At 63.5% G+C, this 14,740-nt stretch carries 12 protein-coding genes; 7 read left to right on the top strand and 5 right to left on the bottom strand.

Annotated elements, in window-relative coordinates; genetic code table 11:
- The first annotated feature begins 40 nt into the window (after window positions 1–40).
- The 5 genes from WDB91_RS13075 (at window position 41) to pgi (ending at window position 5,658) form a co-directional block, all read left to right on the top strand.
- The gene (locus WDB91_RS13075; RefSeq protein ID WP_339112981.1) at window positions 41–1,258 is read left to right on the top strand and encodes an MFS transporter; all 1,218 of its coding nucleotides are present in this window, start codon (window positions 41–43) and stop codon (window positions 1,256–1,258) included.
- Complete coding sequence (locus WDB91_RS13080) at window positions 1,258–1,728, top strand: DUF2478 domain-containing protein (protein WP_339112982.1); 471 nt, start codon at window positions 1,258–1,260, stop codon at window positions 1,726–1,728. The genes WDB91_RS13075 and WDB91_RS13080 overlap by 1 nt, the downstream gene beginning before the upstream one ends.
- A 128-nt stretch (window positions 1,729–1,856) precedes the next feature.
- Window positions 1,857–3,329, top strand: a complete 1,473-nt coding sequence (gene zwf, locus WDB91_RS13085) for a glucose-6-phosphate dehydrogenase (RefSeq protein ID WP_339112983.1) — start codon at window positions 1,857–1,859, stop codon at window positions 3,327–3,329.
- Window positions 3,329–4,000 carry a 6-phosphogluconolactonase gene (gene pgl / locus WDB91_RS13090; RefSeq protein ID WP_339114523.1) on the top strand — a complete coding sequence of 224 codons (672 nt, stop codon included), beginning with the start codon at window positions 3,329–3,331 and terminating at the stop codon, window positions 3,998–4,000. The genes zwf and pgl overlap by 1 nt, the downstream gene beginning before the upstream one ends.
- Window positions 4,001–4,053: 53 nt before the next feature.
- Window positions 4,054–5,658, top strand: coding sequence for a glucose-6-phosphate isomerase (gene pgi, locus WDB91_RS13095; protein WP_339112984.1), 1,605 nt, complete (start codon window positions 4,054–4,056; stop codon window positions 5,656–5,658).
- A gap of 34 nt (window positions 5,659–5,692) precedes the next feature.
- Here the strand turns inward: pgi and WDB91_RS13100 are convergent, their stop codons facing one another.
- From WDB91_RS13100 to WDB91_RS13110, 3 genes are all read right to left on the bottom strand, one after another.
- Window positions 5,693–6,913 (bottom strand): MFS transporter, encoded by a 1,221-nt coding sequence (locus WDB91_RS13100; RefSeq protein WP_339112985.1) that lies wholly within the window; start codon window positions 6,911–6,913, stop codon window positions 5,693–5,695.
- 184 nt (window positions 6,914–7,097) lie between these two features.
- Entirely contained in the window at window positions 7,098–7,643 is a 546-nt protein-coding gene (locus WDB91_RS13105; RefSeq protein ID WP_339112986.1) for a PIN domain-containing protein, read from the bottom strand.
- A complete protein-coding gene (locus WDB91_RS13110) occupies window positions 7,643–8,836 on the bottom strand; it encodes a class I SAM-dependent rRNA methyltransferase (RefSeq protein ID WP_339112987.1) in 1,194 nt (397 codons plus the stop codon). Before WDB91_RS13110 ends, WDB91_RS13105 begins: the two co-directional genes overlap by 1 nt.
- 243 nt (window positions 8,837–9,079) lie before the next feature.
- Here WDB91_RS13110 and edd point away from each other — a divergent pair, with 243 nt between their 5' ends.
- Entirely contained in the window at window positions 9,080–10,900 is a 1,821-nt protein-coding gene (edd, locus tag WDB91_RS13115; RefSeq protein WP_339112988.1) for a phosphogluconate dehydratase, read from the top strand.
- Window positions 10,901–10,921: 21 nt separating this feature from the next.
- The gene (gene eda / locus WDB91_RS13120; RefSeq protein ID WP_339112989.1) at window positions 10,922–11,563 is read left to right on the top strand and encodes a bifunctional 4-hydroxy-2-oxoglutarate aldolase/2-dehydro-3-deoxy-phosphogluconate aldolase; all 642 of its coding nucleotides are present in this window, start codon (window positions 10,922–10,924) and stop codon (window positions 11,561–11,563) included.
- An 80-nt stretch (window positions 11,564–11,643) separates the two neighbouring features.
- Here the strand turns inward: eda and WDB91_RS13125 are convergent, their stop codons facing one another.
- On the bottom strand, window positions 11,644–11,934 hold the full coding sequence (locus WDB91_RS13125) for a hypothetical protein (RefSeq protein ID WP_339112990.1): 291 nt from the start codon (window positions 11,932–11,934) through the stop codon (window positions 11,644–11,646).
- Window positions 11,934–14,711: a glutamine-synthetase adenylyltransferase gene (locus WDB91_RS13130; protein WP_339112991.1), complete on the bottom strand. Its 2,778-nt coding sequence runs from the start codon at window positions 14,709–14,711 to the stop codon at window positions 11,934–11,936. Before WDB91_RS13130 ends, WDB91_RS13125 begins: the two co-directional genes overlap by 1 nt.
- Window positions 14,712–14,740: the final 29 nt, after the last annotated feature.

Here is a 14,740-nt window from a genome sequence, read left to right on the forward strand (position 1 = left end):
CCGCTTGCCAGCCCCGAAAACCCGCCTTAACCATAGGCGCATGAACAGCACCCTCCCCCTCGCGCGCGACCGCCGCAACACGCTCATTCTGGTTCTGGCCCAAGCCATTCTTGGGGCGCAGATGCCGATGATCTTCACCATTGGCGGGTTGGCGGGGCAGATGCTCTCGCCCAATGCCTGTCTGGCCACCCTGCCCCTGTCCTTCATCATTCTGGGGTCGGTGCTCACAGCACAGCCGCTGTCACGTTTCATGGGGCGGCACGGGCGCAGGCGAGGCTTCATCCTTGCTAATATCGCGGGGGCTCTGGGCGCTGCGATCTGTGCGGGCGGGCTCTACTGGGGCAGTTTCACGCTATTTACCTTTGGCGCGCTCTTCACCGGCATCTATATGTCCTCGCAGGGCTTCTACCGTTTTGCCGCAACCGATACCGCCTCGCCCGAATTTGCCCCAAAGGCGATTAGCTATGTGATGGCGGGCGGGCTGGTGGCGGCTCTTCTGGGGCCGCAACTGGTCAAGCTGACCGCGCAGGCTACGCTCGTGCCATTCATGGCAACCTATCTGGTGATCATCGCGCTCAACGCGATCGGACCGGTGCTGTTCAGCTTCCTCGATATTCCGCGCCCCGACCAGCACGCCCAAGCCACAGCCCCCAAGGGACGCGGCAAGATGGCACTCCTGCGCGACCCGACGATCACCGTCTCGATCATCTGCGCGATGGTCTCCTATGCGTTGATGAACCTCGTGATGACTTCCTCGCCGCTAGCGGTGGTGGGTTGTGGCTTTACCCCAAATAACGCCGCCGATATCGTTTCGGCGCATGTGCTGGCGATGTATATTCCCTCCTTCTTCACCGGCCATCTGATCGCGCGGTTCGGGGCGAAGATGATCGTGGGCACCGGGCTCGTGATCCTGATCGGCGCAGGGGCTGTAGCGCTGAGCGGAGTGGAGCTGATGAATTTCTTCGGCGCGCTGGTGCTCTTGGGGATCGGCTGGAATTTCGGCTTTATCGGTGGCACTGCGATGCTGGCCAAAAGCTACGCGCCCGAAGAGCGCGCCACCGTGCAGGGGCTCAATGATTCCATCGTCTTCGGCGGCGTGTTCCTCGCGTCGCTCAGCTCGGGCGGGTTGATGAACTGCCTCGAAGGCGGTGATCCGCAGGCAGGCTGGCAGGCGGTCAATCTGGCGATGGTTCCACTGGTCACGCTGGCGGGGGCGGCGCTGATCTGGCTGGCCCTGCGCCCGAAGGAGCGCCTCTGATGCTGGGCTATATCCAATCTCCGATCCGCGGCGAGACCGACCGAATTCTGGCTGAACTGGCACAGCATATGCGCCCTAATGTGGCCGCTCTGGTCAGCCCTGACCCCGAGGATCACCTGCTGGTCCATCTCTGGCCCGCCGATCTGCGCTGGCCGATCCGGCAGGATCTGGGCACGGGGGCAGCCTCATGCACGCTCGATGGTGGCGCGCTGGAAGAGGCGGTATTCCGCCTCTCGCAGGATGTAGCAAAGCTCCCCCCCGCGACCCCGCTGATTCTGAACAAATTCGGCAAGCAGGAAGCCGAAGGACGCGGCGTGCGCCCACTGATTGCGCAGGCAATCGAAGACGGACGCCCCGTGCTCTTGGGCGTCCCTGCCCAGACGGAAGCCGCCTTCCATGCGTTTGCGGCCCCCCTTGCACAGAAATTAGAACTGGATATTCATGCACTTGAAGCATTTCTTCGCGGTTGAAGGCAAAAACTTCCGCTCAGAATTTGCGCACATCCCGTTCGGGCACTAGACTTTTGAGTGCTGTTATGGCCAATTGCGGTCCGTTACCGCTAACATCGCCAAGGTAACAGTGATTTACGGAGGATATCATGGTTTCGCGCATCATCCCGGTGGACGCATTCGATCTGGTTATTTTCGGCGCGACCGGTGACCTTGCCAATCGCAAGATCTTTCCGGGTCTGTTCCGGCGCTTTCTTGCGGGCCAGATGCCCGACGAAGCGCGCCTTATCGGTGCGGCCCGGACCGAGCAATCGCGCGAGGAGTTCCAGACCCAGATCCGCGCCGCGATCAAGGAATTCGTGGCTCCTGCCAAACAGGACGCCACCCAGATCGACGCCTTCATCGAACGCCTGCATTATGTCTCGATCGATGCACGCGGCGAGGCGGGCTGGTCCGAGCTGAAATCGCTGATCCGTCCCGAGGTGATCAACGCCTTCTACTTCTCGGTCGCCCCCGCCCTCTTCGGCGATCTGGCCGAACGTCTCAAGACCCATGGCATTGCCGGCAATGACGCCCGTATCGTGGTGGAGAAGCCCTTCGGTCGCGATCTGGCCTCGGCGCGCAAACTCAACGCCGCGCTGGCCGAACATTTCGAAGAACACCAGATCTACCGGATCGACCATTATCTGGGCAAGGAAACCGTCCAGAACCTGATGGCCGTGCGCTTTGCCAATATCCTCTTCGAGCCGATCTGGAACTCGCAATATATCGACCATGTGCAGATCACCGTCGCCGAGACGGTCGGAGTGGGCGGTCGCGGCAGCTATTACGATAAATCGGGTGCGATGCGCGACATGGTGCAGAACCACCTGATGCAGCTTCTGTGCATGATCGCGATGGAACCGCCCTATCACTTCGACCCCAACGCCGTGCGCGACGAGAAACTGAAAGTGATCCGGGCCCTGCAACCGGTGCCGCCGCAGGATATCGTGCGCGGGCAATATCTGGGCTGGCATCGCGACGATCAGGAGAAGCCGATGCCGGGCTATCTCGAGGATTCCGAAGACCCGAACTCCAAGACCGAATCCTATATCGCGATGAAGGTGCATATCGCCAACTGGCGCTGGAAGAACACGCCCTTCTACCTGCGCACCGGCAAGCGCCTGCGCGCCCGCACCAGTGAAATCGCGATCACCTTCAAGGAGCCGCCGCATTCGATCTTTGACGAGGCGGAAGGCAGCTGGCAGCCCAACCAGCTTGTCATCAGATTGCAACCCAATGAGGGTATGAACCTCAAGATGATGATCAAGGAGCCCGGTCCGGGCGGTATGCGCCTCAAACAGGTGCCGCTGGACATGTCCTTCGCCCAGGCACTTGGCGAAGAAGGCACCGATATGCCCGACGCCTACGAGCGCCTCATCATGGATGTCATCCGTGGCAACCAGACGCTCTTCATGCGCGGAGACGAGGTCGAGGCCGCATGGGCATGGACCGATCCGATCATCCAAGGCTGGGAAGAGCGTGGTGACACGCCGAGCCCCTATGATAGCGGAACGACCGGCCCTGATGATGCGCTCATGCTGATGCATCGTGACGGGCGGCGCTGGAGACATATCAAATGATGGAATTCAAAACCTATCCCGACCGCGAGCTGCTGATGGTGTCGCTGGCCGACCAGATCGCTTCGCAGCTGCGTGCAGCACTGGCGCAGGAAGGCCGCGCGACGCTCTCGGTGCCGGGCGGCACCACGCCGGGGCCGATATTCGACATCCTCAGCGAGATCGATCTCGACTGGGCCAATGTTGCGGTGGTGCTCAATGACGAACGCTGGGTGCCGGTCTCCAGCCCGCGCTCGAACACCGCGCTGATCTCGCAGCGGCTCCTGACCAACAGGGCCGCCAAGGCCCGCTTGCTGCCGCTCTATATGAATGCCGACACCCCCGAGGAGCGCCTTGACGCGCTCTCGGACAACCTGCGCCCCAACCTGCCCATCTCGGTGCTGCTGTTGGGGATGGGGGCGGATATGCACACCGCCTCGCTCTTCCCCGGTGCCGACCGTCTGGAAGAGGCGCTCTCGGATGACGCACCCGAGCTGATGGCGCTCAGGGCCGAAGCTGCGGGCGAGCCGCGCATCACCATGACCGCCCGGGTGCTGAAAGATGCGATGCATACCCATGTGTTGATCACCGGCGAAGAAAAGAAGAAGGCTATCGAGGCGGCGCAGAACCTGCCCATCGAACAGGCCCCGATCAAATCCATCCTGCATAACGCCACCGTGCACTGGGCGGCCTGACCCGAGTCAGCGCCACAAAAAACACCAAGATCAGGTCAAATAAAGGAAGATCCATGAGCATTTGGAAGACCCTGCGCAGCCGTGCCGAGGATGTGCGCGATCGTAAGATTCTGGACCTGTTCGACGGGGATCGTGCCGAGAGATACAGCGCCGCGACCGGTCCTTTTGTCTTTGACTACTCGAAAACCAATATCGACACCCCGACCCGCCATCTGCTGATCCAGCTGGCCGAACAATCGGGTCTGGCCGAGAAGCGCGAGGCGATGTTCTCGGGGGCGAAGATCAACGATACCGAGGGTCGCGCGGTGCTGCATACCGCCCTGCGCCATCTGGATACGGATATCGAGATCGATGGCGAGAATGTCATGACCGGTGTCCGCGAGACCTATGACCGGATGGTGCGCTTTGCCGATGACGTGCGCGGCGGCAAATTCCGCGCGGCGGGCGGGCGGATCACAGATGTGGTCAATATCGGTATCGGCGGCTCGGATCTGGGTCCGGCCATGGCCTGTCTGGCGCTTGCCCCCTATCATGACGGGCCGCGCTGCCATTTCGTCTCCAATGTCGATGGCGCGCATATCCATGACACGCTGGCGGGGCTCGACCCCGAGACCACGCTCGTGATCGTAGCCTCCAAGACCTTCACCACCATCGAGACCATGACCAATGCCGAGACGGCCAAGGCATGGATGGCGGCCAAGGTCGAGGATCCGGCAGAGCAATTCGTGGCGCTTTCCACCTCGGCCGAGAAGACGGCAGCCTTCGGCATCACGCCCGAGCGTGTCTTCGGCTTTGCCGATTGGGTGGGTGGGCGTTATTCGATGTGGGGGCCAATCGGGCTCTCGCTGATGATCGCCATCGGCCCGAAGCATTTCCGCGATTTCCTGTCGGGCGCCGCCGCCATGGACGACCACTTCCGCACAGCCGAGCTATCCGAGAACCTGCCCGTGATGCTGGCGCTTGTGGGCATGTGGCACAACCAGTTCTGCGATTTCGCGACCCGCGCCGTGCTGCCCTATGACCAACGCCTGTCGCGGCTTCCGGCCTATCTGCAGCAGCTGGAGATGGAGAGCAACGGCAAGCGCGTCTCGATGGATGGCGAGGCCCTGCCCTATCATTCCGGTCCCGTGGTCTGGGGCGAGCCCGGCACGAATGGCCAGCATGCCTTCTACCAGCTGATCCATCAGGGCACGCGGATCATCCCGTGCGAATTCATGATCGCCACCAAGGGTCACGAGCCCGATCTGGCGCATCAGCACATCCTGCTCGCGGCCAACTGCCTCGCGCAGTCGGAGGCATTGATGCGGGGCCGCTCGATGGAGGAAGCCCGCGCGCTGATGGCGGCCAAGGGCTTCGAGGGTGCGGAACTGGAGCGTCAGGCGGCGCATCGCGTCTTCCCCGGCTCGCGCCCCTCGACCACGCTGATCTACCCGATGCTGACCCCCGAGGTCTTCGGAGGGATCGTGGCGCTTTACGAGCACCGCGTCTTTGTCGAGGGTGTGATCTTGGGCATCAACAGCTTCGATCAATGGGGGGTGGAGCTGGGCAAAGAGCTGGCGCTCGCGCTCCAGCCGGTGCTGACTGGCGAGGCCGATGGCGCGGGCAAGGATGGCTCGACGCTAAGGCTCGCGCAGATGGTGCGCGACGCCCAACACTGATCAGAAAGGGGGCCGAACGGCCCCCTTTTTCATGTCAGGCTTTCTGGATGGAAAGACTGGCTGCACGCTTCAGCCAGAGCACCATCACCAGTCCTGCACCCGCGGCACAGGCGCCAATCAGGAAGATCGGGCCATAGCCCGCACGGTCGGCCAGAATCCCCGCCAGCGGCCCCGTCAACCCGTAGGCCAGATCCTGAAAGGCCGCAAATCCGCCCAGAGCCATGCCGCGTTGCTGCGGCGCCACCAGCGCCACCACCTCGCGCCCCATCGACGGGTAGATCATCGAACACCCGAGCCCCGTCATGAACGCCCCCAAGAGCACCAGCGTCGGCATCGGTGCGCCCCAGATCAGAAGTTGCCCCACCACTTCGACCATCAGGGACACCATCGCCACCGGCAGCCCACCGATCCGGTCAGGCAAGTGGCCGAACAGCATCCGCACCAGCACGAAGCCCGCGCCAAAGGCCGAGAGACCGAGCCCGGCTCCCTGCCAGCCCTGCGCGATGAAATAGAGCGAGAAGAACGCCCCGATCGCTGCAAAGCCGATGCCCTGCGCCATGATCACAAACCCATGTTTCCAGATCGTGCCGATGACATTCAGGAACGAGCGCCGCAAGGTTGAGGCATGTGGAGCCACGGCGGGCAGTTTGACGATGGCAATCAGGCTGAGCGCGGGCAGCACTGCGCTGAGACACATCACGAGGCTGAAGCCTCCCAGATGATAGAGGCCCAGCCCCAGCGGCGCCCCGACCCCGAGCGCGCCATAGATCGCAGCGCCCATGAAGGCGATCACCCTGCCCGAGCGATGCGTGCCCACAAGCCCGATCCCCCATGAGACCATGCTGACCGAGACATAGCTCTCGCCTATGCCCACCACCGCGCGTCCCAGTAGCAACACGCCCAGCGCCAGCCATGGCTGCGCGGTGAGGAAACCCGCCACGATACAGATAATGGCGCCCAAAAGATAGAACCACAGCCCGCGCGCCATGGCAGGTTTGGCGCCGATCCGGTCCCCAACCCCGCCCGCCCATGCGCGACTGAAGATGGTGGTGATAAAGGCCATACCGGCGGCCAGCCCGCCCCAGGCATTGCTCAGGCCCAGCGCCTGCACGACATGGACCGAGACCACCGGCAGCGGCATCGCGACACAGATATAGGCGAAGAACAGGATGGCACTGAGGACCAGCAGAAGCTGCGTGCCCTTGCGGTCATCATAGGGCGGGTCACTGATGGTTTCGGACAGTCTGTCAGACATATACTCACTCCGATGTTGTCCACATCGGCAGGAGGGGCGTTTGGTCATGCCAGCACCCTCCCCGACCGAGCGGGAAGAAGGTGCGTTGGTTGACGTTAAACGCTTACGACCGGAGATGTGCGATCACGGCTGATCCGCTCCGGTTATCATGAGCTATCTCAGGAAATGCAAGCCGTCAAGCGGCTCACTTGGTTTCAAGGGCGCGCCCCAGACGCGAAAGCCGGATGCGTTTGAGAAGCGCGCGCATCGGTTGGGGCTGGCCCGACAAACGCTCGGCCTCTTGGCGCACGGCCTCCACCACCTGGGCCACCTTCTCCGGATGATCCGACCAAAGCGCCCAGAGCACATCATCGGGGCTCCGGCGGTCGAGCCCCTCGGATTGCAGCACCCCGCGCGGGAAATCGGCGGCATTCATCGTGACAATCGCATCGGCATGTCCGGCAATCGCCGTGGCCAGAACATGGATGTCGTTCTCATCCGGCAGATGCAGACGGTTCTCCAACCCCTCGTGACGGGCAATCATCGCCTGCGGGAAGCGCGCCTTGAGCATCGCGACCTCTCCACGGGCGATTACCTCGTCAGCTTCGTTGCGGCGGGCGGCTGCGCGTGCCCATTCCTCCAGCAATCGTTCCGACCAGAGGGGCTGGTAAAGCCCCTTGGCCGCAACCCCGATCAGGATCTCCCGCAACACGGTCGGGTAGAGAACACAGGCATCAAGAACCAGCTTCATCAGTCAAGCCGGAAGAAAAGCGATTTCAGATAGCCGCTTTCCGCAAGTTGCGGCAGCATCGGGTGGTCAGCCCCCGCAAAGCCCGTATGGAGCAACTGGCTCGAACGCCCTGCCTTGCCGATCCCGCGGGTCGATGCACCACGGAAGCTTGAGAGATCGGCGGCATGCGAGCACGAGCACAGCACCAGATAGCCGCCCTTGGCCACCAGAGGGGCCGCCAGACGCGCGATCCGCTCATAGGCGCGCAGACCGGCCTGAAGCGCGGGCTTTGCGGGCGCAAAGGCGGGCGGGTCACAGATGACCACGTCATATTCCGCCCCTTCTGCCGCCAGAGCTTCGAGCGTGACAAAGGCATCGCCCTTACGGGTGGAGAACCTATCCCCCATCCCCATGGCCTTGGCACCTTGTTCGGCAAGATCCAGCGCCGAAGCCGAGCCATCGACCGACAGCGCCGAGGCCGCACCATTGGCCAGAGCGGCCAATGCAAACCCACCCACATGCGAGAACACATCGAGAACACGCGCATCTTTGGAGAGCTGCGCGGTGAAGGCATGGTTTGGACGCTGGTCATAGAAGAGACCCGTCTTCTGCCCGCCCATGATATCGGCCATATAGACCGCGCCATTCATCTGCACCGGCACCGGCGCATCGATCCCCCCTTGCAGCGTGACCATCTCTTCGGCCAGCCCTTCGAGGTTACGAGCACGGCCCGAACCGTTCTTGATAACAGTTCCCACGCCCGTCACCTCGACCAGCGCGGCGGAGAGATCTCCGATCATGGCTTCCGCCCATGCCGCATTGGGCTGGATCACCGCCACATCACCGAAGCGGTCGATGATCACGCCCGGAAGGCCATCGGCCTCGGCATGGATCAGACGGTAGAAGGGCGCGCCAAACAGACGGTCGCGCATCTGGGCTGCGCGGGCGATCTTTTCCACCAGCCACGCACGGTCGATGACGGCTTCGGCGTTGCGGTCCATCACACGGCAGATGATCTTGGATTTGGGATTCACCGTCACCAGCGCCAGCGGACGACGCGCGTCATCCTCCAATATGGCGAAGGTGCCGGGCGCGATCGCCTTGGTGCGGCGGTCCAGCACCAGCTCGTCCTCATAGACCCACGGGAAACCATGACGGATGGCGCGTGCCTCCCCTTTGGGGCGCAGACGGACGACGGGCAGATCGGTGGACATGGGAAGTCTCCTCGGACAGGCGCGGAATAGCGGTGTTGGGCCCCTCCTAGCGCCAAGTGCCCCCCTTGCAAAGCCCCTGACGACGGGGATCGCCTTGCCAAAGGGCCGCAAGAGTCCAAATATCGGACATATACCCGTCGGTTGCACTGTTAGCGCTAACCGACTAAAGTCGTCGCAAGCACGGTGCCCGAGTCATTTTCATCGCCTCGGGCTGCGCGTGTCAATTGATCAGGAAAGCCCATCATGACTGATACAGCCACCCCGTTGAACTCCACCATCGCCCGTGTCACCGACCGGATCCGCGAACGGTCGAAGGGTATGCGCGACGACTATCTTGCCCGCATTGGCGAGGCCGCCTCCAAAGGTGTTGCCCGCGCCCATCTAACCTGCGGCAATCAGGCCCATGCCTATGCGGCGATGGGCGATGCCAAGGAAGCACTGGCCGCCGGACGCGCCCCCAATATCGGTATCGTCACTGCCTATAACGATATGCTCTCGGCCCACCAGCCCTACGAGACCTTCCCGCAGCTGATCAAGAAAGCTGCCGCCGAAGCCGGTGCCACGGCGCAGGTCGCAGGCGGTGTGCCCGCCATGTGCGACGGTGTGACCCAGGGCCAGCCGGGGATGGAGCTGTCGCTCTTTTCCCGTGATGTGATCGCGCTCGCCTCGGGTGTGGCACTCTCGCACAACACCTTCGATGCCGCGATCTATCTGGGTGTCTGTGACAAGATCGTGCCCGGTCTCATAATGGCGGCTGCAACCTTCGGCCATATTCCGGCGATTTTCCTGCCCGCAGGGCCAATGACCTCCGGCCTGCCCAATGACGAGAAATCGCGTATCCGCAACCTCTATGCCACCGGCGAAGTGGGCCGCGAGGAACTGATGAAGGCCGAGATGGCCTCCTATCACGGTCCGGGCACCTGCACCTTCTACGGCACCGCCAATACCAACCAGATGCTTATGGAGTTCATGGGGTTGCACCTGCCGGGCGCGAGCTTCGTCAATCCCAACACGCCCCTGCGCGAGGCGCTGACCATTGCGGGCGCAAAACGCGCCGCCGAGATCACCGCACTGGGGAATGATTATCGCCCCGCGGGCGAAATCCTTGACGAACGGGCCTTTGTGAACGGTCTGGTGGGGCTGATGGCCACCGGTGGCTCCACCAACCTCGTGCTGCACCTTCCCGCAATGGCCAAGGCCGCAGGCATCGCGCTCGATCTCGAGGATTTCGACGATATCTCGGATGTCGTGCCGCTGATGGCCAAGGTCTATCCCAACGGTCTGGCCGATGTGAACCATTTCCACGCGGCGGGCGGCCTGCAGTTCATGATCCGCGAGCTGCTGAAAGAGGGGCTGATGCATGGCGACGCCAAGACCGTCGCGGGCGATGGCATGGCGCGCTATGCGCAGGAGCCCAAGCTAATCGACGGAAAGCTGACATGGGAGGACGGCGCGGAGGAAAGCCTTAACGACAAGATCCTGCGCCCCGCCTCTTCGGGCTTTGCCAAAACCGGTGGCCTCAAGCAGCTCAATGGCAATCTGGGCCGTGGCGTGATCAAGATCTCGGCGGTGGCCGAGGAGCATCGCGTGGTCGAGGCCAAGGCGCGTATCTTCAAGGACCAGTCCGAGGTCAAGGACGCTTTCACCCGTGGCGAATTCACCGAAGATACGATCGTTGTCGTGCGCTTCCAGGGGCCCAAGGCCAATGGCATGCCCGAGCTGCATTCGCTGACGCCGGTGTTGTCCGTCCTGCAACAGCGCGGGCTGAAGGTCGCGCTGGTGACCGATGGCCGGATGTCGGGTGCCTCGGGCAAGGTGCCCGCCGCGATCCATGTCTCGCCCGAAGCCGCCAATGGTGGGCCGCTGGCCAAGCTGCGCGATGGCGATATCGTCCGGCTCGATGCACCCAAAGGCGAACTGACCTGCCTCTCGGCGGATCTGGACACGCGCGAGGCCGTGGTCGAGGATCTTTCGGCAAATCATGTCGGTCTCGGGCGCGAGCTGTTCGAGGCCTTCCGCAATCAGGTCGGGCCTTCGACCAGCGGCGCAGCCGTTGTCGTCTGATCATCACGAAAGGAGTCTCACATGACCCCCGCAGAACAATCCGCCGCCTCCCGCAAGATTTGCGAACTGGCCCCCATCGTCCCCGTGATCGTCGTCAAGGAGGTCGCCCATGCGGTGCCTCTGGCCAAGGCGCTCGTCAAGGGCGGGCTTCCCGCGCTGGAGGTCACCCTGCGCTCGGATTGCGCGCTGGAGGCGATCCGTGCGATGGCCGATGTGGAGGGTGGCGTGGTCGGCGCAGGCACGCTTCTGACGCCCGCCGATGTGAAGGCCGCAAAGGCGGCAGGCGCCAAATTCGGGGTGAGCCCCGGGATCACCGACACTCTCCTCAAGGCCTGCGCCGATGAGGGGCTGCCGCTCCTGCCCGGCACGGCGACCCCCTCGGATGTCATGAAGCTTCTGGAACTCGGCTATGACATGGTGAAGTTCTTCCCCGCCGAAACCAATGGTGGCGCGCCGGCGCTGAAAAACTTCGGCGGCCCGCTACCGCAGATGAGCTTCTGCCCCACCGGCGGCATCAATATGGGCAATGCCCGCGACTATCTGGCGCTGAAAAACGTGATCTGCTGTGGCGGATCCTGGGTTGCCCCCGACAAGCTGGTGCAATCGGGCGACTGGGCGGGGATCGAGACGCTGGCCCGCGAAGCCGCAGCGCTGCGCGCCTGAGCCCCCGCCCCAGAAGACCAACCGAAAAAGGCCGCGTCACACCGACGCGGCCTTGTTACCCCACCGGGCCCTTCACTGCCCTACGGATCCTTATGCTGGGGCGGCTCCTCGCTCTGGGCCGCCTGCGCCGGGGCCACGGGATCGGCCAGCACCTTCAGCAACAGCTGATACATCGGATGCGCATCATGCCCGTGATATTCGGCCAGAAGCACCCGCGCCGCTTCGGTCGGTTGCACATCCTGCGGCAAGCGTAACGCCCATTCCAGAATCAGCCTCCGGCAGGTTTCCGCCTCGATCGCCCCGCTCTCGAAGGCGGTCCGGATATAGGCGCGCGGATCGACACGCCCGAGCGGTAATACGGCACGCCCCATCAGGCGCCCAGCACAAGGTCTAAAATCATCGCGGCCTCTCTTGTCAGTGATGCAACCATAGCCTGCAAAGTCTTAATATCGGGTTGGCTTGTCTCGCGCAGAAGGAAGGCCCGGCCGCCCTCACCGATCGTATCGATATTGAACCCTGTCTCGCTCAGGAGGCGCTTGACCGATTGCAGCTGCCACAGGCTGCGATAAATCGAGGCCAGACGCGCCTCCTGCTCCCGGCTGATCATCCCTTCGCGCGCGCCTGCCCGCAGCTGCAGCTCGACGCGCCGCGCCGGCGCACCGGCCCGCAAGGCGAGGCTCTGCGCGAACAGCTCGATATCCTGCAGCCGCCCCGGACCGGTCTTGACCTCCCACGGATCGTCGCTGGGTTTGGCCGCAAAGATCCGCGCCCGCATCTCCCTGAGATCGGGGATCACCCGCGCATCGCGGCCCCGCGCCCGCAGCACCTCGCGGCGCTGGTATTCCAGATCTGCCGCGAGCGAGGGATCGCCCGTGATGGGCCGTGCCCGCGTGAGCGCGAGATGCTCCCAGACCCAGGCCTCTTCCATCTGGTAGGTGGTGAACGCCTCGAGCGAGGTTGCCACCGGCCCGGACCGCCCCGACGGGCGCAGCCGCATATCGACCTCGTATAGCCGTCCCTGCGGCAGCTGCGCCGAGACGGCGGTGATCAGCGCCTGCGTCAAACGGGCGAAATACTGGCGCGATGGCAGGGGTTTGGGTCCCTCCGACATCTCGACCCCCGCCGCATCATAGATCACGATCAGATCCAGATCGGAGGCCGCCGTCAGCCGTTCTGCCCCCAGCGATCCCATCGACATCACACAGGCCCCACGCCCGGGCTGCGGGCCGTATTTGCGGGCAAATTCATCGCACACCACAGGCCAGAGCCGCTCGATCGCCACACCTGCGATGTCGGCGAAATATTTCGACGCTTCGGAGGCCTCAATAAGACCGCGCAGATGGTGCACCCCGACATGGAAGCGCCACTCCTTGGCCCAGCGCCGCGCCTGATCGAGGGCATTCTCGTAATCGCTGGCCCGTGCCAGGGTGGCGTCCAGATCCGCCTCCAGCCGTGCGATGCCGGGCCAGGCCTCGAAGAAACTGCCGCCGATCACCGCATCCAGAACACCAGGATTCTGCGAGAGATAATTGGCCAGCATCGGCGAGGTGCCGCAGATATCGACCAGAAGATCGATCAGCTGCGGATTGGCCTCGAAAAGCGAGAAGAGCTGCACCCCCGCCGGCAGGCCCCGCAGGAACGTATCGAACTGGCCCAGCGCCTCCTCGAAATCGGCGGCCCTCTGCAGCTTGCGCAGGATCTCCGGCTCGATCCGAGCGAAAATGCCACGCGCCCGCGCCGAACGCAGGCAGGGATAGGAAGTCCAGCGCGAGACCGTCTGCTCGGCGCGCTCCGAGAGCGCAGGGCGCGGGCTTGCTTCCTGTGTAGGCGCGAAGAAATCGCTTGTCAGCGTCTCCACCTCTTCGAGCCGCTCTTTCAACTGCGTCATCCAGCGCACAGGGTCACCCTCGCCCATCATCGCGGCGATCCGTGCGATCCCTTCGGGGCTTTGCGGCAGGATCTGGGTCTGGGTGTCATTGACCATCTGCAACCGGTGCTCGATCTCGCGATGGGCGCGGTAATGCACCGTCAGCCTGGCGGCCACCTCCCGCGGGATCCAGCCTTTCTGCGCCAATGCCGCCAGCCCGCCCACCGTTGTGGGGTCGCGCAGGTCGGGGTCGCGCCCGCCCGCGATCAGCTGGCGGGTCTGGGTGAAGAACTCGATCTCGCGGATACCGCCGACACCGAGCTTGAGATTATGCCCCTCGACCTTGAGTGGCCCGTTCAGCCCCTTATGGTCGCGGATCTTCAGCCGCATGTCATGCGTGTCCTGAATGGTGGCGAAGTCCAGATGCCTGCGCCAGATGAAGGGCGAGAGACGCTCCAGATATGCAGCCCCCGCCGCCAGATCGCCTGCCGAGGGACGTGCCTTGATATGGGCCGCGCGTTCCCATGTCCGGCCTTCGGCGGCGTAATACAGCTCGGCCGACGCCATCGACAGGCAGACCGGCGTCGCCCCCGCATCGGGGCGCAGCCGCAGATCGGTGCGGAAGACATAGCCATCGGAGGTGATATCGGTGAGCATCTTCGCCATCTTGCGCGTGACCCGCACGAGCCCCGCGCGGATCTCGAGGATATCGTCGGGGTCGAACTGGGTCTGGTCGAAAAGGCAGATCAGATCGATATCGGAGGAATAATTCAGCTCTCCCGCCCCCATCTTGCCCATCGCCAGCGCCACCATCCCGCAGGCCGTCTCCAGCCTGTCGGGCGACACACCGGGCAGCTTGCCACGCCGGATTTCCTCGGACAGAAGCGATTTCAGCGCCAGATCCACCGCCAGATCGGCAAAGGCCGAGAGCGTGCGCGTCACCTCCTCGAGCCCCCAGATCCCCCCCAGATCGGCCAGTGCGATGATCAGTGCCACCCGACGTTTGGCGCGGCGCAGCTCGACGCCCATCTCGGGCGGCGCCACCTCCGGCAGACGGTCGAACTCGGCACGGATCGCATCCTCGGGATTGCGCTCCAGATAGGGCCCGAGCCAGTCGCGCTCGCGTTCGAGAAGCGTGGCAAGGAAGGGGCTTGTCCCCGACACCCCCTCGACCAATGCCATAACCTCGGGCGGAAGCCCCTGATAGAGCGCGACAACCGTATCGGCACGCTCCTGATCCACAACGATGGGAAGACGGGTTAATCTGGATGTAAAACTCATGGCTCGACAGTGGCTTGGCAACCCTCAAG

The sequence above is a fragment of the Thioclava sp. GXIMD2076 genome, assembly GCF_037949795.1.
GTDB classification, from domain to species: Bacteria; Pseudomonadota; Alphaproteobacteria; order Rhodobacterales; family Rhodobacteraceae; genus Thioclava; species Thioclava kandeliae.